This window comes from Parafrankia sp. Ea1.12 (assembly GCF_900465275.1).
Lineage (GTDB): Bacteria > Actinomycetota > Actinomycetes > Frankiales > Frankiaceae > Parafrankia > Parafrankia soli.
In genome coordinates this window covers 1-17816 of sequence record NZ_UBIZ01000331.1, presented here as the reverse complement: position 1 = coordinate 17816, position 17816 = coordinate 1, and the positions used below count along the sequence as shown (strand labels likewise).

The following is a 17816-nucleotide window of genomic DNA, read 5'->3' as shown; positions in this document are numbered from 1 at the left end:
TCCGCCGGAGCCCACGTGCCTACCGGAGCCCACGTGCCTACCGGAGTCCTCATGCCTGCCGGAGCCGTCGCGGACGTCGCGGACGTCTCGGCGGGACCGCTCGGGCCGGTCACGCCGCCGGCTCGGCGGCCAGCCGGTCGCCGGTCGCGGCGACGAGGGCGAGCAGGGCGGTGACGTCGGCCGGCGTCGCGGCCGGGTTCAGCAGCGTCAGCTTGAGGTGGACGGCGCCGTCCACCCCGGCCGTGGTCCGCCCGACGACCGCCGCGCCCTCGGCGAGCAGCCGGAGCCGGATCGCCGCGTTCAGCCGGTCCAGCGCCTCCCGGCTTCCCGTCTCCCGGTCGTGGACGTCGTGGACGTAGCGGAAGAGCACGGTGCTGAGGGTCACCGGTGCCGAGAGCGCGAGCCGCTGGTCCGCCTCGATGACGGCCGCGGCGTGCCGGGCGAGGCGGTGGCAGGCGTCCACCAGGGCGCCGAGCCTGTCCCGGCCCAGCGCGCGCAGGGTCACGGCGATCTTGAACGCGTCCGGCCGGCGGGTGGTGCGAAGCGACCGGCCCAGCAGGCTCGGGTAGCCGGCGGCGGTCTCGTCGGCGGGGTTGAGGTAGGCGGCCTCGGTCTCCAGCCGCTCCCACCCGCGGCCGGACGGGGTGAGGAAGATCCCCGCGGGGGCCGGTTGCCATCCCAGCTTGTGCAGGTCGAGGGCGATGGAGTCGGCCTCGGCCAGTCCGGCGAGCAGCCCGGACAGCCGGTGGGAGAACAGGGCGCCGCCGCCGTGGGCCGCGTCCACGTGCAGCCAGCCGGGTGCAGGGTGCGCACGCACCGCCGCGGCGATCTCGCCCAGCGGGTCGATGGCGCCCGCGTCCGTCGTGCCCGCCGTCGCGACGACGAGGGCGGGCCCGCCGTGGCCGGCCAGCGCCGCCCGCAGCGCGCCGACGTCCATCCGGTGCGCGCCGTCGACCGGGACGGTGACCACCTCGCCGAGCCCCAGCAGCTCGGCGCCGCGGCGCACCGAATGGTGGCCGGCCGCCGAGCAGAGGACGGCGACCCGCGGCCCGCCACCGCCGCCACCACCGGGGCCCTGGGCGCCGATCAGCAGCCCCATCAGGTTGGACTCGGTGCCGCCGGTGGTCACCGTGCCCACCGCGCGCGCCGGGTCCAGGCCGGCCAGCTCGGCCAGCGCGGCGACGACCTCCGTCTCGACCGTCGTCGCGGCCGGGGCCTGGTCCCAGGAGTCCAGCGACGGGTTGAGCGCGCTGACCGCGAGATCGGCGGCTACGGCGACGGGCAGCGGCGGGCAGTGCAGGTGCGCCGCGCAGAACGGGTCGGCGGGGTCGGCTGAGCCCGCCGAGAGCATGCGGGTGAGGGCGTCGAGAGCCGCGGCCTCGCCGCTGCCCGCCGCGGTGAGCAGCCGCCCCCCGCCGAGCGCGGCCAGCGCCACCCGCCGGACGGCCACCGGCCCGCCGGCCGGCAGCGGGCCGACCCGGTCGCGGCGGCCCGCGTCGAGCGCGCCCAGGGCGACGCCGAGCAGGTCCCGCAACTCGTCGGCCGGGCGGTGACCCGGCCTGGTCATCCCGCCTGCTCGGTCGCCGCGGTTGCAGTCGCTGCGGTGACAGTCGCCGCGGAAACGGACTCCGCGAGGATCTCCAACGCGAGGTCGGCCTCCTCGTCGGTGACGGTCAGCGGCGGCAGCAGCCGCAGGACGGCGTCGTCCCGGCCGCCGAGCTCGATGATCAGACCACGGGCGAGGCACTCGGACCGGATCGCCGCGGCGAGGCGGGGGTCCGCCGGGCGCGCGCCGATCTCGTCCGGCGCCGCCTCGGCCGAGACGACCTCCAGCCCGAGCATCAGGCCCCGCCCGCGCACGTCGCCGATGAACGGCTTGCCCCGGGCGATGCTCTCCAGGCCGGTCAGCAGCCGCTCGCCGGCCGCGGCCGCGCGCTCGGCCAGGGCCTGCGTCCGCACGAGCTCGAGTGTGGCGCGCCCGGCGGCCATGGCGAGCTGGTTGCCGCGGAACGTGCCGGCGTGCGCGCCCGGAGCCCAGGTGTCCAGCTCGGCGCGGTAGGCGACGACCGCCAGCGGCAGGCCGCCACCGATCGCCTTGGACATGACGAGCATGTCGGGCACCACCCCGGCGCGCTCACAGGCCCAGAACGTGCCGGTGCGCCCGACCCCGGTCTGCACCTCGTCCAGGATGAGCGGGATGCCGCGGCGAGTGGTGAGCTCGCGCATCGCGCGCAGCCAGGTGTCCGGCGCCGGGATCACGCCGCCCTCGCCCTGCACCGGCTCGAGGATCATCGCCGCCGGGCTGGTGATCCCGCCGCACGAGTCGTCGAGCAGCCGCTCGACGTAGCTGGCCGAGATCTCCGCGCTCGCCGCGCCGCCGACCCCGAACGGGCAGCGGTAGGGGTAGGGAAACGGCAGCCGGACGACCGCCCCGGCGACCGGCAGCGGCTCCTTCGCGGCGACCTTGCCGGTCACGGCGAGGGCTCCGGACGTCATCCCGTGGTAGGCGCCGGTGAAGGCGAGCACGTTGTGGTGCCCGGTGACCGTCTGCGCCAGCTTCAGCGCCGCCTCGACGGCGTCCGCGCCGGTCGGCCCGCAGAACAGCAGTTTCGGGTCCTCCCGCAGCCCGGGCGGCAGGTCGCCCACCAGCTCCTCGGTGAACGCGTCCTTCTCCGGGGTGGCGATGTCGAGGGCGTGCAGCGGGGCACCCGAGCGCAGGACCCGCTCGATCTCCTCGACGACCACCGGGTGGTTGTGGCCGACGGCCAGGGTGCCGGCACCGGCGAGGAAGTCCAGGTAGCGTCGTCCGTCGGCACCCACGATCCAACAGCCCGCCGCCTCGACCGGCACGATCGGCAGGGAGCGGGCGTAGGTGCGGGCGGCCGATTCGCGGGCCTCCTGCCGGGCCAGGATCGCCGGCGCCACGGCGGGATCCGCGCCGTCGGGGCCGACGCCGACATCGGCTGGCGAGATCGTCGTCACGGGCGATTCCCCTTCGAACGGGCCGGGTCAAGGAAGGCTAACTTAATTCATTCCCGATCCCCGGCCTGTGAACGAGCAGAGGTCTTCCTCTCGCGGCTGCCCTCGTGGTCGCGGTTACCCGTACGAAAATGTTGCCCTTCGTAAGGTTACGATCGCCCAGGGCTGGAAACGGTCGTTTCCGGTGACCTCCGGTTGGTCGTACGTCACCCTCGGCGGCCCGTGGCAGCTGCTCGTAACGTCGCCGGGCTTGCGCGTTGCGCATCAACCCCGTCATCGTCACATGTCGGGACGTCGGACGTCGCGCGGGAACCGGGCCGAGCGGGTGCGGTCCTGGTCACGGGCGCACGGGCGCCGGAAGGGTGCGCCGTGCTGGATCTCCCCATCTCCGCCGCGCCGCTGCGCGCGCTCGGCCCCGATCGGCTGCCGGCGGCGGTGCTCGCGTGCCTGCGGGAGTGGCCCGCGCGGCGCGGAGAGATCGGCGGCTACCTCTACTCGCCGGCGGTGGCCGCGGCACGGGCCGCCGAGCTGCGCCGACACCTGCCCGACTGGGCGGAGCTGCTCTTCGCGGTCAAGGCGAACGCCTTCCCCCCGATCCTCGACGCCCTGCTCGCCGGAACCGCGAACACCGACGCCGGGACCGCCGCGGGTGCCGGGAGCGGCGCTCGTGCCGGCACCGGCACCGGCACCGGCACCGGCACCGGTTCCGGTTCCGGTTCCGGGCGCGGCGACGGCGCAGGTGCCGGTGCCGGCATCGATGGGTTCGAGGTCTCGTCGGCGCACGAGCTCGCCCTGGCCGCCGCGGCCGTGGAGCGTGCCCGGCAGCGGGGCGCGGTGCGGGCGGCCGGGCAACACCCGTCCGGCGGGGCGCGGCTGGTGGCGTCCGGGCCGGGCAAGTCGGTGAGCCTGCTGCGTGCGCTCCTTGGCGCGGTGCCGGCGGGGGGCGCGGTGCCGGCGGTCGACGTCGTCAACGCCGAGAGCCCGCTGGAGCTGCGGCGGATCGACGCCGTGGCGGCGGAGACGGGGCGGCGGGCCGCCGTCGCGCTGCGGGTGAACCCGGCCCGCGTCGGCCTCTCCGGCTCGCTGCGGATGGGCGGGCGCCCGACCGCTTTCGGAATCCAGGAGCGGGACGTGCCCGCGGCGGTCGAGCTGGCCCGCTCGCTGCAGTGGATCGACCTGGTCGGCTTCCACGTCCACGCGGTGTCGGGGAACCTCGATGCCACCGCCCACCTGGACTATGTGCGGTGGTGCCTGGACTTCGCCGTCCGTCAGGCCCGCCTGGGCGATGTCGACCTGCGGGTGGTGGATGTCGGCGGCGGCCTCGGGGTGCCCTTCGAGCCCGACCGGCTCGGCGAGCGGCCCTTCGACCTGGACGTCTTCGGCGCCGGCCTGGACCAGTTGCGTCCCCCGACCGGGGTCCGGGTGGTCTTCGAGCCCGGCCGGGCCCTGGTGGCCGACTGCGGCTGGTACGCGGCCGAGGTGACCGACGTCAAGCTGGTCCACGGCGGCGCCTTCGCGGTCCTGCGCGGCGGCATCCACCACTTCCAGCTGCCGACGTCCTGGGAGATCGTCCACAACTTCGCCGTCGTCCCGCGGGACGACTGGCTGCCCGGCTGGCCCCGGCCGGAGGTGGCTGCGGGCCCGGTGACCGTGGTGGGGGAGCTGTGCACCCCCGAGGACACCCTCGCCCGCGACGTGACCGTCGACCGGCTGCGCGCCGGGGATGTCGTCGTCTTCCCGATGGCCGGCGCCTACGGCTACGAGTTCGCGATGCACGAGTTCCTCGGCCACCCGCGCGCCCACCGCGTCGTCGTGGACCAGCCGGGTACGGGTACGGGACTCAACTCCGGGGTTCCCGGTCGGCGCGGTACCTAGGGCATCCGGATGACCGGGAGGTCGAACCAGAGGTACTTGCCGGACTCCACCGACACCGCGCCCCAGCTGCCGGCCAGGGCGTCCAGGACGAGCAGGCCGCGGCCGCCCTCGGCGTCCGGGTCGGCCTCGCGGCGCTGCGGCAGGGTGGTCGACGTGTCCGAGACCGAGGCGTGGACGAGGCCCGGCCGCAGCTCGACCAGCAGCCACACCGGTGGCCGCCCGTACTTGACCGCGTTGGTGACGAGCTCGCTGACCAGCAGCTCGGCGGTGCACCGCGTGTCGTCGGGCAGGCCGGTCAGAACCAGGCACTCACGGAGGACCCGCCGCGCCTGCGGGACGGCGGACGGCAGGTAGGGCAGCTCGGCGAGGATGTGCGTGGCCGGTGGGCGACACGAGCTCGCCTGCCGCACCACGTTCATCGGAACCGACGTAGGACTCATCGATCACCATGTCTGAACGGGGACATCCCGGACCGCCTACCCATCGGATCGCCTGAGCAATCTCCTACGCGGTGTTGTGTGACGAACGTCCGGCAATGGCGTTGGGGCCATTGGCGGGTGTTGTGTCATCGGTGCTCCAATCAGTTCACCACACCGGCGAACCGCCTTCACTCCGGGGCGTCGCCGGGCGGTGAGCGACCGGTCCGCGACGGGCCGGCGAGCGACCGGTCCGCGAGCGGCCGGTCCGCGAGCGGCCGGCGAGGGCCGGCCGGGACCGGGGTCAGTCCGCGACCCGGGTGACCAGGATCGCGACGTCGTCGCGCAGGTTGCCGCCGGCGAAGCGCTCGGCGGCTGTGAGCACCCGGTCGGCCACCCCCTGCGCGGACAGGCCCGCACAGCCGGCGACCGCGTCGACCAGCCGTTGGTCGCCGAACAGCTCACGCCCGCGGCGCGCCTCCACCACCCCGTCGGTGTACAGCACCAGGGACTCCCCGGCGTGCAGGTGCAGGTCCAGGCCGGGGAAGGACGTCTCGTCGTCGTCGAGCACGCCCAGCAGCGTGCCTGTCCGGCCGACGAGCGAGGCCGTGCCGTCCTTGTGCAGGACGACCGGCTGCGGGTGGCCGGCGAGGTGCAGGCGCAGCCGGGCGCCGTCGGTCTCGGACGGCAGCAGCGACGCGGCGGCCAGCGTGCAGAACCGGCCCTGCCCGTTCGGGTGCGAGGTGGCGGTGTCCCGCAGTGCCCGGTTCAGCTCGACCAGCAGCTCCTCGAGGTCCGCGCCCCGCCCGGTGAGCAGGCGGAGCACGGCACGGGCCACACCGGTGACGGTGGCGGCCTCCGCGCCCTTGCCGCAGACGTCGCCGATGGCCACCGTCCAGCCGGTCGGGCCGGAGATCAGGTCGAAGAAGTCCCCGCCGACGTCCAGGCCGGCGGACTGCGCGGCGCCGTAGGCGGAGCCGAGATCCATCCCGGGGATGCGGGGCAGCGCCGGCGGGCGCAGGCCGGCCTGCAGGGTGCCGGCGAGCTCCACCTGGCGGCTGTAGAGCCGGGCGTTGTCCACGGCGAACGACGCGCGCCGGGCCAGGTCCGCGAGCAGGTCGATCTCGTCCGCGAGGAAGGTGTGCCCGGCCGAGCGGCCGAGCGCGAGCACGCCGAGCACCCGCCGGCGCGCCTGCAGGACGACGACGAGTGCCGGCCCGCCGAACGCCGTGACGGTCTGCACCTGGTCCCCACGGGCGGCGCGTACGGCGGCCATGAGCGCGCCGTCCGGGTCGACGGCGGCCTCGTTCAGCGCCGCGGTCTCCGACTCCTCGGCATGCCCGACCGCCTGGAGCTTCGGGCCGGCGTCGTCCCGGTTGAGGTACACCGCGCACCACTGCGCGAGGCGGGGGACCGGCAGCCGGGCGAGCAGCGTCAGCGAGTGGGTGAGATCCAGGCTGCCCGCGAGCAGGTCGGACGCCTCGGCGAGGAAGGACAGCATCCCGATGCGGCGCTCCTCCGCGCGCCGCATGTCGCCGCCGCCGAGCGCCAGCGCCATCCACCGCGAGACGAGCTGGATCCGCTCGATGTCGAACGGGTCGCGGTCGAATTCGGCGTGGTGGACGGCGGCGTGGTGGGCGCCGTTGCCAGGCTCATGGCCCGCGCCGGGCTCGCCGGGCACGCCGGCCGGACGGTCGTCCGCGGCGCGGTACGGCCACAGCAGGAGCTCGCCGAGGCTGTCCTGCGTCGGGTCCAGGGCGAACACCCGGGCGTCGGCGCTCGGCCCGGTACGCCCGAGCGTGGCCACCGTCTCGGTGCGCACACCGTCCTGCGAGGGGCGCTGTACCCGGCCACCGACGGCCGGGACGGCGTCCAGCAGCTGGGCGAGCAGTTCGGAGACCTCGCCCTCGGCGGTCAGCGCCCGCGCGGTGTCGCGGGCCAGCAGCCGGGGCATCCGGGTCGACATCGCCGTTGGCGCCCGGGCCGTCACCGTGGTGGTACCGGCGCCCGCGCCGGCGGTGGTCATCAGGAGATCGTCGACAGGCGACGCGCCGAGCGGGCCCGGAGGAGGGCCCGAAGGTGTGGGCTGTGGGGGTACCGGATCGTGGGTGATGCTCGGCGCGGAATGGACGTCGTCCAGCGAGGCCGACCGCCGCGGGTCCTCCCGCCGCCGGGATTCCAGCCGGAACCAGACCGTCTTCCCCCCGGCCACGTGCTCCGTTCCCCAGGAGCTGGCGAGCGCGTCTACGAGGGCCAGCCCGCGTCCGTCCTCACGCAGGCCGTCGATGCCGGCCGTGCCGCCGCCGATCGTCTCGAACCCTTCAAGTCCTTCCAGGCTCTCCAGGCTTTCGATGTCCTCGTCGGGGTCGGTGGGCTGCGGCCGGCGCACGGCCGTCTCGCGCCGGCCGACGCCGATGCGCACGGGATGGCGGTCGCCCACGGCCACCCGCACGCTGCCGTGCTCCTCGGCGACGTCGACCGTCGCGACCGTGCCGGCGTGCACGACCACGTTGGTGACCAGCTCGGTGACCAGCAGCAGCGCCGAATCCAGCGTGTCCTCGTCCAGCCTGCCGCGCAGCGTCTCCTGCACGAACCGCCGCGCCGACCGGGGTGAGTCGGCGGTCGGCGGGAGGGCGACCGAACGCGGTGGAGTGCGCCGGTCTCCGGCCTGTGCCGCGGGGTCGGCGTTCATGTGGCTCAGTCTCTCCTGCGTTGTCCTCGGTAAGGCGGATACTGGCGGCTGGTGCGTTCGGTCCGAGCGCTCTTGTCATGAAGTTGTGCAGCGTGAAGTTGCTCAGCTGGGGACAAAAGTCCACGGCAGAACCACAGTCCGGATCGACCGCACGACACCATCACACCTCCCCTCCACGGATGCATTCCGCACCACTGACCGCCCCACGCCCGTCCGCCGCCGGATCTGGACCACACTGCCGACGGCCCCCCGTGGGCCGGCGCCCCACAAGCCGGACCACCAGCGACCCGACGACCAGCGACCCGACGACCAGCGACCCGACGACCAGCGACCCGACGACCAGCGACCCGACGACCAGCGACCCGACGACCAGCAGCCCGACCACCAGCGACCGAACCCGCACAGGCCAGTCCCGTCCGATCCCCAGGAGCCAGCCGAACGGATGCGAGCCGCATGGACACCGACCCGACAGCCGCCGACCCGACAGCTGCCCGCCCTCCGCCGGCAGCGGCCCGGGCCTGGTCGCGCACCCCACGGGGTGGTCACCGAACCCACCGACGTCGGTGCCGGAGTCGTTTTGAAGCGGTTCGCAGCCCCGATAATTCCACCGTCACAGGCAAGGTAGGAGACTGATGAGCGCCGACGCGAGCCCCGACCGCCAGCAGTTCCCCGCGAGTGCCGGGGATTCCGGTGGCCCGCCCGCGGGCGCCACGGCCACCCTGCCGGTGAACGCCGCGGTGAACAGCACGGGCACGGGCGCCGCCACGGGGCCCGGCGGTGGCACGGACGCCCTGCTCTCCAGCCTGCTCACCGGGCTCGACCGGCTCGTCGACGGCGAGTTCGGCGTCCGGCTGCCGATCGGTGACGGCGTCGGCGGGGACGTCGCCCGCCGGTTCAACGAGCTCGCCGGGATGCAGGAGCGGCACGCCCGCGAGGTTTCCAGGGTGAGCAAGGTAATTCGACGTGACGGTCGTCTCACCCTGCGAATGGACGACCTTGGTGGCAGTGGCGGCTGGGACGAGCTCACGCTCTCGGTGAACTCGCTCATCGACGACCTGGCCCGGCCCACCCACGAGGTCGCCAGGGTCATCGCCGCGGTGGCGGAGGGTGACCTCTCCCAGCAGATGGCGCTGGAGATCGCCGGGCAGCCGGTGCGTGGCGAGTTCCTCCGGATCGGCACAACCGTCAACACGATGGTGGACCAGCTCTCGTCGTTCGCCGACGAGGTGACCCGGGTGGCGAAGGAGGTCGGTACCGAGGGCAACCTCGGTGGCCAGGCCAAGGTCATGGGGGTCTCCGGGGTCTGGCGGGACCTGACCGAGTCAGTGAACTCGATGGCCGGCAACCTGACCAGCCAGGTCCGCAACATCGCCCAGGTGACCACGGCGGTGGCGCAGGGTGACCTGTCGCAGAAGATCACGGTCGACGCGCGCGGTGAGATCCACGAGCTGAAGTCGACCGTCAACACGATGGTGGACCAGCTCTCCGCGTTCGCCGACGAGGTCACCCGAATGGCCAAGGAGGTCGGCACCGAGGGCAAGCTCGGCGGCCAGGCCCAGGTCAAGGGTGTCTCCGGGGTGTGGCGTGATCTCACCGACTCGGTGAACGTCATGGCCGGCAACCTCACCACCCAGGTGCGCAGCATCGCCGAGGTCGCCGCCGCGGTGGCCCGCGGTGACCTGACCCGCCAGATCACCGTCGACGCCCGCGGCGAGGTGGCGGGTCTCGCGCACACCCTGAACACGATGGTCGACCAGCTCTCGTCGTTCGCCGACGAGGTGACCCGGGTGGCCTGGGAGGTCGGTACCGAGGGCAACCTGGGTGGTCAGGCGCACGTTCGGGGGGTCTCCGGGGTCTGGCGGGATCTCACCGAGTCGGTGAACTCGATGGCCGGCAACCTGACCAGCCAGGTCCGCAACATCGCCCTGGTCGCGACGGCGGTGGCCCGCGGTGACCTCTCGCAGAAGATCACCGTCACCGCGCAGGGTGAGATCCTCGAGCTCAAGGAAACCCTGAACACCATGGTCGACCAGCTCTCGTCGTTCGCCGACGAGGTGACCCGGGTGGCCAAGGAGGTCGGCACCGAGGGCAACCTGGGTGGTCAGGCGCACGTTCGGGGGGTCTCCGGGGTCTGGCGGGATCTCACCGAGTCGGTGAACTCGATGGCCGGCAACCTCACCGGCCAGGTCCGCAACATCGCCCTGGTCGCGACGGCGGTGGCCCGCGGTGACCTCTCGCAGAAGATCACCGTCACCGCGCAGGGCGAGATCGCCGAGCTGAAGGACACCGTCAACACGATGGTCGACCAGCTCTCGTCCTTCGCGGCCGAGATCACCCGGGTCGGCCGCGAGGTGGGCGTCGAGGGCAAGCTGGGCGGCCAGGCCACGGTCGCCGGTGTCGCGGGCACCTGGAAGGACCTGACCGACAACGTCAACCAGCTCGCGTCGACGCTGACGATCCAGCTCCGCGCGATCGGTGACGTGTCCACCGCGGTGACCCGCGGTGACCTGACCCGCTCCATCACGGTGGAGGCCGAGGGCGAGGTCGCCGAGCTCAAGGACAACATCAACCAGATGATCGCCCGGCTGCGGGAGACCACCGAGGTCAACGCCCAGCAGGACTGGCTCAAGTCGAACCTGGCCCTCATCGGCAGCAAGATGCAGGGCCAGCGCGACCTCTACACCGTCTGCCAGATGATCATCAGTGAGATGACGCCGGCCGTGAACGCCCAGCAGGGCACGGTCTACCTGCTCGACTTCATCGAGGGCGACAAGCTGCGCTACGTCGCCGGCTACGGCTCGGTGCCGCGGCGCCGCTCGGACGGCACGTTCCTGTTCGGCGAGGGCCTCATCGGCCAGGCGGCGCTGGAGAAGAAGCGCATCCGGGTCGAGGACGTGCCCGCCGGCTACCTCAACATCCGCAGCGGCCTGGGCGAGGCGCCGCCGTGCGACCTGGTCGTCGTTCCGGTCATCTTCGAGAACCAGGTTCTCGGTGTGATCGAACTGGCCTCTTTCACCCCGTTCTCCGACCTGCACCTCACGCTCGTCGACCAGCTCGTCGACACCATCGGCGTCGTCCTGAACACGATCATGGCGAACGCCCGCACCGAGGAGCTGCTCGCCCAGTCGCAGCGGCTGACCCAGGAGCTGCGCTCGCAGTCCGTCGAGCTCCAGCGCACGAACAACGAGCTGGAGGAGAAGGCGGCGCTGCTGGAGGAGAAGAACCAGGAGATCGAGCTGGCCCGGATCGGGCTCGAGGAGAAGGCCGAGCAGCTCGCGCTGTCCTCGCAGTACAAGTCGGAGTTCCTGGCGAACATGAGCCACGAGCTGCGCACCCCGCTGAACAGCCTGCTCATCCTCGCCAAGCTGCTGGCCGACAACCCCGACCACAACCTGAGCCAGAAGCAGATCGACTTCGCCGAGACGATCCACTCCGCCGGCTCGGAGCTGCTCGGGCTGATCAACGACATCCTCGACCTCTCCAAGGTCGAGGCCGGCAAGATGAACGTCGACGCCGGCCCGGTGCGCACCGCCGCGCTGTGCGACGCGGTGGCGGGCGTGTTCGGGCCCACCGCCGAGGAGAAGGGCCTCACCTTCGAGATCAGCGTCACCGAGGACGTGCCGGACGAGTTCGTCACCGACGAGCAGCGCATCCAGCAGGTGCTCAAGAACCTGCTGTCGAACGCGGTCAAGTTCACCGACGCCGGCACCGTCCGGCTGGACGTCGCCGTCGCCTCGCCCGACACCCCGTTCGTCGCGCCCAGCCTGCGCTCGGCGCCGATGGTGCTGTCCTTCGCCGTCACCGACACCGGCATCGGGGTCGCGGCCGAGAAACTCAGGATGATCTTCGAGGCCTTCCAGCAGGCGGACGGCACGACCTCGCGCCGCTACGGCGGTACCGGCCTGGGGCTGTCGATCAGCAAGGAGATCGCCCGCCTGCTGGGCGGGTCGATCGCCGTCTCCAGTCAGATCGGGCAGGGCAGCACGTTCACCCTGTTCGTCCCGTCGGTGATGCCTCCGGAGGCACCCGCGGGCCCCCACCCCGGCGAGCCCGACGGCGTCCTCATGATCGTGGACGGTGCCGTCCAGCCGCGGTCACGGGCCGACGGCGGGGACGACGGTCGTGGGCCGGTGCTGGCCGGCGTCGAGCGGGCCGCGCTCGTCCCGGCGGAGCGCAGGCCGGCGGCGCCGGAGTCGCCCGGTGACGCGGCGCACCGGGAGAGCGCCGGCCCGGCTCCTGCCGGCACGTCCAACGGGGCGGGCACCGGCAGGCAGCGTGACGGCGAACGGGCCTACGGAGCGCCCGGCCGGCCCGTCGAGCCCAAGGCGGCCCGCCGATTGTCGCGCACCTCGTGGTCGGGCCGCGGCGGCACCGACGCAGCCGGCGACCGGACGCCCGCCGAGGGCACCCCGTTCCTCACCGACCCACAGGCGCCCGCGCGGCCGCCGACGACGAACCTGGACGGCGGCGACCCGCTCGTGGGCGCCAGCATCCTGGTGGTCGACGACGACGTCCGCAACGTGTTCGCCCTGACCAGCGCGCTGGAGATGCACGGCATGCGGGTGCTCTACGCCGACAACGGCCACGACGCCATCCGGATGCTGCAGCAGGACAACGCGCCGGTGCACCTGGTGCTGATGGACGTCATGCTCCCGGGCATGGACGGCAACGAGACCACGTCGGAGATCCGTGCGATGCCGGCCTTCGCGGCGCTGCCGATCCTCGTGCTGACCGCGAAGGCGATGCCCGGTGACCGGGAGAAGAGCATTTCCGCCGGTGCGAGCGACTACATCACCAAGCCGGTAGACCTTGATCACCTCCTCGGAGTGATGCGGTCGTATCTGTGATGATCAGATCGCGTATGGTGCGCATTCGGGTATGTGTCGACGGGCCGGTGCTGGACCGGACATGCCGATCGGCGATGGTTGAGCAGTGGTGCCATCACCACGAACACCCAGGCCGACCGGCGAAGGAGGAGGCAGGCGGGTGACCGAGCGGACCGGCGGTCCTGTCGACACCGAGGGCGCGTCGAACACTGAGCGGCCCCGGAGCAAGATCCTCCTGGTGGACGACCGACCCGACAACCTGATGGCGCTGGAGGCGATCCTCGCCTCCCTGGACCAGGATCTGGTGACCGCGTCCTCGGGCGAAGAGGCGCTCAAGCGCCTGCTCATCGACGACTTCGCGGTCATCCTCCTCGACGTCCAGATGCCTGGAATGGACGGCTTCGAGACCGCGCACCGGATCAAGCAGCGCGGGCGGACGCGGGACACTCCGATCATCTTCCTGACGGCGATCGACCGCGAGCCGCACCACGCCTTCCGGGGTTACGCGGTCGGCGCGGTGGACTACATCGCCAAGCCGTTCGATCCCTGGCTGCTGCGGGCCAAGGTGAGCGTCTTCGTCGAGCTGTTCGAGAAGAACGAGCGGCTGGCCGAACTCGCCCACCAGCGGGTGCGCGACTTCGACCTCATCACCGAGGTCGCCGAGCGCCTGATCGCGCTCGACGTGCTCCTCGACGGCGCCGCGACGTCGAACGAGGAGACGCTCGCCGCCGCGAGCGCCGAAGTGCGCGGCCTGGTCTCGCGGCTGCGGCCCTTCGCGCGCTCGACGGGCGGCCAGGTCGAGTAGCCGCTGCCGGCGCCGGCCTGCGCCGGCAGCGGCGGGGCCGGTAGTTGCCCGCCGACTGGCGGGTTGCCGTTTCGTCCCCCTGCCGTGTGCGCCGACGGTAAGGTCCCTCGTACCGGGAGTGGTCGCGAGGGGGCGGGTCGATGGCGGGCGGCGACCCGCACGCGATCGCCGCCGAGGATCTGCCCCGGCTGCGGCTGCCCTACGCCGACGGTCTGATCACCATCGACCGGGTCCGCCGCTTACCCGACTCCCCGGTCTGCCGGGTGCGGCCCGGCGACCCGGCGGAGGGCTCGGTCGTCACGCTGGTCGACTTCGTCATGGCCGACCCCGCCCAGGCCGCCCGCACGGCCACCGCCCTGGTGCGGGCGGCCGACCTGACGGCCGTCGCCGTGCACGCGCTACGCGCCGACAGCCGCCGCGGCGCTCGCGGTCTGCTTCGCGGGCCGGGTCCGCGATGCCCGGGCCGGCCGCGGCCTGTCGGTGCGGATCGTCGTCGCGGACCATCGCCCGGAGCTTTCCGGCCCGCCGCCCGGCAGTGCGGGTGTCGTCGCCGTCGGTGGTGCCCGTGGCCCGGCCGGTGCCGGTGCCGCCGGTACGGGGCTGATTCGGGTGCCGCACATCGTGGCCATTCATGACTGGCCGAATGGTCCGAGTGGTCCGCAGGGTGGTCCGAAGGGGCCTGTGGGGGTGACGGACCGGGTGGTGTGGGAAATCATGAGCGCGGACCAGCATCGGGCGTGGCTGGGTGGGGTTCCCGGCCCGGATCGGGATGGTCTGGAGCATCACCTGGGCGGGCTCGTCGCGCTCGCCGGGCTGGTAAGGGCGCCAGGTGCGCAGGTCCCGCACCGCGAGGAGGTTCTCCGTGCGCTCGCTGGTGGCCCGTTGACGACCGAGGCGGTGCACCGCCACCCGGGCCCGTTGCTCGCCGCCGCGGCCGTCCTCGGGAACCGCGAAGCGTAACCAGGCCGCGTAGGCGCCCGACCGCGCCGATAACATGCGGTTGCGCCCGACGCGCCTGCGACATCCCGTTACGGGGTTTCACAAATATTTCGGAGGTGTCGAATCTGTGGTCATTGCCCGGCGACACCTCGAACGTTCGCGCGGCAATCAACCGGTTTCGATCGGTCCGTATGCTGTAGAACGTCAGCTCCTCGAGGCCGGAACCGGGCCGGTCTATCTCGGGCGGGATCCCGAGGGCGGCCAGGTGGCCATCAAGGTGATCAGCGCGGCGTTCGCTCGCGACCATGATTTCCGCCGCAGGCTGCGCGCCGATCTCGAGACTGTCCGCGCACTGGCACCTCCGTGCCTGGCGGACATCATCGACGCCGACACATCCGCCCATCCGCCGTATGTCGTCACCGAGTTCGTGGACGCTCCGACCCTGGCAGCGACGGTCGCGCAGGGCGGTCCGCTGGCGGTGCCCGACGTTCGCCGGCTCGCCGTGGCGCTCGGTTCGGCGCTGACGGGGCTCCATGGTGCCGGTCTCGTCTTCGGTGACCTTAAACCGGCGAATGTGGTGCTTTTCGAGGGTGGAATCCGCCTCGTCGACTTCGGGTTGTCGCGAGTTCTGAACACCGTTGCCCTACCGGGTCGCGGCGGATCAGGGCCCGGGATGGGTACCCCCGCATTTATTACCCCGGAGCATGTCCTGGGGCAGCCGCTCACGATGGCGTCAGACGTCTTCACGTGGGGTGGAGCAGTCCTCTTCGCCGCGACCGGACGGCTGCCGTTCGGTAACGGATCACCGCAGGTTCTGTTGCAACGTGCGGTCTATGCGGAACCTGACCTCACCGGTTTGGACCCGGTACTACGCGACGTAGTCAGCGCCACGATGCGTAAGGATCCCTCCCGCCGACCCGGCGCCGCGGAGCTGCTCGAGGTGCTCGGACGACTCGTCGGGGGCCTCCCGGCACCCACGGGCCTGGATCCGCTCGAGATCGCCGTCGCGGCGGCCGTAAGCGCCGCCGCCCCGCCCACCGAGACGCCCGCCGCCCCGCCTGACGAGATGTCTGCGGTCGAGGCACCTGCCGACACCGCTGGCGTCGTCCCGGCGGCCGCTGTGGCAGTCGCCGAGGCCGCCGAGCCCGCCCCGGTGCCGGCGAGCGCGCCGGACGCGGTTGTCGCTCCGGATCCGACGCCCGACTCCGATGCCGAGCCCGCGCCCGCGTCTGCGGCCCCGGCGGAGTCTGAGACGGAGGTCGAACCCGAGGCCACGGCCGAGTCCGAGCCCACGGCCGAGTCCGAGCCCACGGCCGAGTCCGAGCCCACGGCCGAGTCCGAGCCCACGGCGGAGTCCGAGCCCACGGCGGAGTCTGAGACGAAGCTTGAACTCGGGCCCGAGGCCTCGCTCGAACCTGAGCCCACGGCGAAGTCCGAAGCGAGGCCCGAGCCTGAGAGCGGTCCCGGGGCTGGCACCGGGGCGGCGGCCAGCGCTGCCGCCGAGCCCGGGATCGGAAGGCCGCCGGCTCAGTCTTCGGAGGTGGCCCAGTCTTCGGAGCCGGCCCAGCCATCGGAGCTGTCGGAGTCCACTGCGCCGGCCGACGGACGTCGACGGCCTGACGGGCACTGGTTGTTTCGGCTGTTCATGGCGGGGATCGCCAGTCTCGCCGTCCTGACCATGGCGGTCGAGATCACGGGGGCTGTCCGGGCCCAGGCCGCGGTGCGGGCGTCCAAGGCCACCGCCGGTCAGGCGCGCGCCCTGCTGGAGCGTCAGCCGGACCTCGCCGGCCAGCTCGCCGCGGCGGCCTACGAGATCGCTCCGACCGCGGCGGCCGGCGAGGCGCTCATCGCCGCGGCCGTCCGTCGGAGCGGCCACCTGCCCGGCGACGTCCGCGACCTCGCCGTGGCCCCGGATGGCAGCAGCATCGTCACCGCGGGCGACACCGGTGCCGGCCTCTGGAACCTCACCGACCCGTCCGCCAACCGTCGCATCACCGCGTTCCCCGTTGACGGGCCCGCGGTCAGCGCTGTGGGCTACGTGTCGCCCCCCGGGCGGACGGCCGCCGCCGGCCAGATCATCGTCACCGCGGCCCGCCCGGCAGGCGCGGGCGAGAGCAAGGTCCAGCTGTGGCGGGTGACGCCGGACGGCGCGGTCGAGCGGCTCGGCGTGCTCGCCGGGCACACCGGCACCGTCGGCGAGATCGCGGTGAGCCGGGCCGGCGACGCGATCGCCACCGGCTCCTCGGACGGCATGCTCCGGCTGTGGGACGTGGCCGACCCACGCGCCCCCGCCGAGCTCGCCGTCCTGCGGACACCCGGGCCGATCACCGCGTTGGCGTTCTCCCCGGGCGGGGACCAGATCCTGGTCGGCGGGGCCGCCCGCCTCTCGCTGTGGTCGCTGCATGATCCGCGTCAGCCGCGCCGGCAGGGCCTGCTGCACGGCGAGGGCGTGGTCGCCGGCGCGTCCTACTCCCCGGACGGCCGGACGCTCGCGGTAGCCACCACCGGCCTGCCGGACGCCGCGACGGAGCCCGGGGCGACCACCGGCGTTCCGATGGCGGTCGCCTCGTCCCTGGCGCCGCCGGAGAAGTCGCGGTCCGTGGTGGAGATCTACCGGCCGGGGGACCCGCGGGGGCTGCACCGGCTCACCTCCTTCGCCCCCGCGAGCGGCGCGGGAATGGTGGCCTTCTCACCGGACGGGCGGGCACTCGCGGTGGCCGCCGCGGCGGGCGGCGGCGACGTCGGCGTCTGGGACATGTCGAACCCGGCCCGGCCGCGCCCCCGGCTCATCCTGCCCACGCCCGCGGCACCCTCCGACTCCGCCGGACCCTCCGACTCCGCCGGACCCTCCGACTCCGCCGGACCCTCCGACTCCGCCGGACCCTCCGACCTCGCGGCGCTCGCGATCGCCGGGTCGGCGCCCGCCTCACCCGAACCGGCGGCGCTCGAATCGGCCACGCCCCAACCGGTCAGCCTCGCGCCGACCGCGCTCGCCTTCGCCGACGGCCCCGTCCGGACACTCGCCGTCGCCGACGGGAACGGCGCGCGCGTGTGGGATCTCGACCCGCGGACCGCGCGGGACCAGGTCTGCGGCCGGGCCCAGGCCGAGATCACGAGGCGGGACTGGCGCAGGTACATCCCCGACCGCCACTACTCGCCGCCCTGCCTCCGGAACTGACCACCGACCGGGACACCGCCCCGACCCTCCGGCCCTGCCTGGGCCGGAGGGTCGGGGCGGTGTCCCGGTCGGTGGTCAGTTCCGGAGGCAGGGCGGCGAGTAGTGG

General features: G+C 73.4%; 11 protein-coding genes. 6 read left to right on the top strand and 5 right to left on the bottom strand.

Translation table 11 applies throughout. From position 1 onward, the window contains the following. Positions 1 to 109 precede the first annotated feature (109 nt). On the bottom strand, positions 110 to 1567 hold the full coding sequence (locus tag FMEAI12_RS18340) for a pyridoxal-dependent decarboxylase (protein ID WP_112106980.1): 1458 nt from the start codon (positions 1565 to 1567) through the stop codon (positions 110 to 112). After that, positions 1564 to 2982, bottom strand: coding sequence for a diaminobutyrate--2-oxoglutarate transaminase family protein (locus FMEAI12_RS18335; RefSeq protein WP_071060041.1), 1419 nt, complete (start codon positions 2980 to 2982; stop codon positions 1564 to 1566). Before FMEAI12_RS18335 ends, FMEAI12_RS18340 begins: the two co-directional genes overlap by 4 nt. A gap of 366 nt (positions 2983 to 3348) precedes the next feature. On the opposite strand from FMEAI12_RS18335, the gene FMEAI12_RS18330 reads away from it, so the two are divergent. After that, positions 3349 to 4854 (top strand): type III PLP-dependent enzyme, encoded by a 1506-nt coding sequence (locus FMEAI12_RS18330; protein WP_112106979.1) that lies wholly within the window; start codon positions 3349 to 3351, stop codon positions 4852 to 4854. On the opposite strand, the gene FMEAI12_RS18325 is transcribed toward FMEAI12_RS18330, so the two are convergent. From FMEAI12_RS18325 to FMEAI12_RS36650, 3 genes are all read right to left on the bottom strand, one after another. After that, the gene (locus FMEAI12_RS18325) at positions 4851 to 5273 is read right to left on the bottom strand and encodes an ATP-binding protein (protein WP_235014168.1); all 423 of its coding nucleotides are present in this window, start codon (positions 5271 to 5273) and stop codon (positions 4851 to 4853) included. The two genes, FMEAI12_RS18330 and FMEAI12_RS18325, sit on opposite strands and share 4 nt — an antisense overlap. A 301-nt stretch (positions 5274 to 5574) precedes the next feature. Next, positions 5575 to 7962: a SpoIIE family protein phosphatase gene (locus FMEAI12_RS18320; RefSeq protein WP_112106977.1), complete on the bottom strand. Its 2388-nt coding sequence runs from the start codon at positions 7960 to 7962 to the stop codon at positions 5575 to 5577. Positions 7963 to 8122: 160 nt separating this feature from the next. Beyond that, positions 8123 to 8365 carry a hypothetical protein gene (locus FMEAI12_RS36650; RefSeq protein ID WP_160144293.1) on the bottom strand — a complete coding sequence of 81 codons (243 nt, stop codon included), beginning with the start codon at positions 8363 to 8365 and terminating at the stop codon, positions 8123 to 8125. 229 nt (positions 8366 to 8594) lie between these two features. Between FMEAI12_RS36650 and FMEAI12_RS18310 the strand changes: the two genes are divergently transcribed. From FMEAI12_RS18310 to FMEAI12_RS18295, 5 genes are all read left to right on the top strand, one after another. Beyond that, positions 8595 to 12809, top strand: coding sequence for a HAMP domain-containing protein (locus FMEAI12_RS18310; protein WP_112106976.1), 4215 nt, complete (start codon positions 8595 to 8597; stop codon positions 12807 to 12809). A 139-nt stretch (positions 12810 to 12948) separates the two neighbouring features. Further along, positions 12949 to 13593, top strand: coding sequence for a two-component system response regulator (locus tag FMEAI12_RS18305; protein ID WP_071060049.1), 645 nt, complete (start codon positions 12949 to 12951; stop codon positions 13591 to 13593). 140 nt (positions 13594 to 13733) lie between these two features. Further along, positions 13734 to 14228, top strand: coding sequence for a hypothetical protein (locus tag FMEAI12_RS38335; RefSeq protein WP_235014167.1), 495 nt, complete (start codon positions 13734 to 13736; stop codon positions 14226 to 14228). Between the two features lie 46 nt (positions 14229 to 14274). Next, on the top strand, positions 14275 to 14553 hold the full coding sequence (locus FMEAI12_RS38330) for a hypothetical protein (protein WP_235014166.1): 279 nt from the start codon (positions 14275 to 14277) through the stop codon (positions 14551 to 14553). Between the two features lie 106 nt (positions 14554 to 14659). Further along, positions 14660 to 17710 (top strand): protein kinase, encoded by a 3051-nt coding sequence (locus tag FMEAI12_RS18295; RefSeq protein ID WP_112106975.1) that lies wholly within the window; start codon positions 14660 to 14662, stop codon positions 17708 to 17710. The last annotated feature ends 106 nt before the right edge of the window (positions 17711 to 17816 follow it).

What these genes read in the sequence shown, in the direction of transcription:
- FMEAI12_RS18340 (WP_112106980.1), bottom strand. Translation starts at nt 1,567, where the DNA reads ATGACCAGGCCGGGTCACCGCCCGGCCGACGAGTTGCGGGACCTGCTC.
- FMEAI12_RS18310 (WP_112106976.1), top strand. Translation starts at nt 8,595, where the DNA reads ATGAGCGCCGACGCGAGCCCCGACCGCCAGCAGTTCCCCGCGAGTGCC.
- FMEAI12_RS18325 (WP_235014168.1), bottom strand. Translation starts at nt 5,273, where the DNA reads ATGAACGTGGTGCGGCAGGCGAGCTCGTGTCGCCCACCGGCCACGCAC.
- FMEAI12_RS18320 (WP_112106977.1), bottom strand. Translation starts at nt 7,962, where the DNA reads ATGAACGCCGACCCCGCGGCACAGGCCGGAGACCGGCGCACTCCACCG.
- FMEAI12_RS38335 (WP_235014167.1), top strand. Translation starts at nt 13,734, where the DNA reads ATGGCGGGCGGCGACCCGCACGCGATCGCCGCCGAGGATCTGCCCCGG.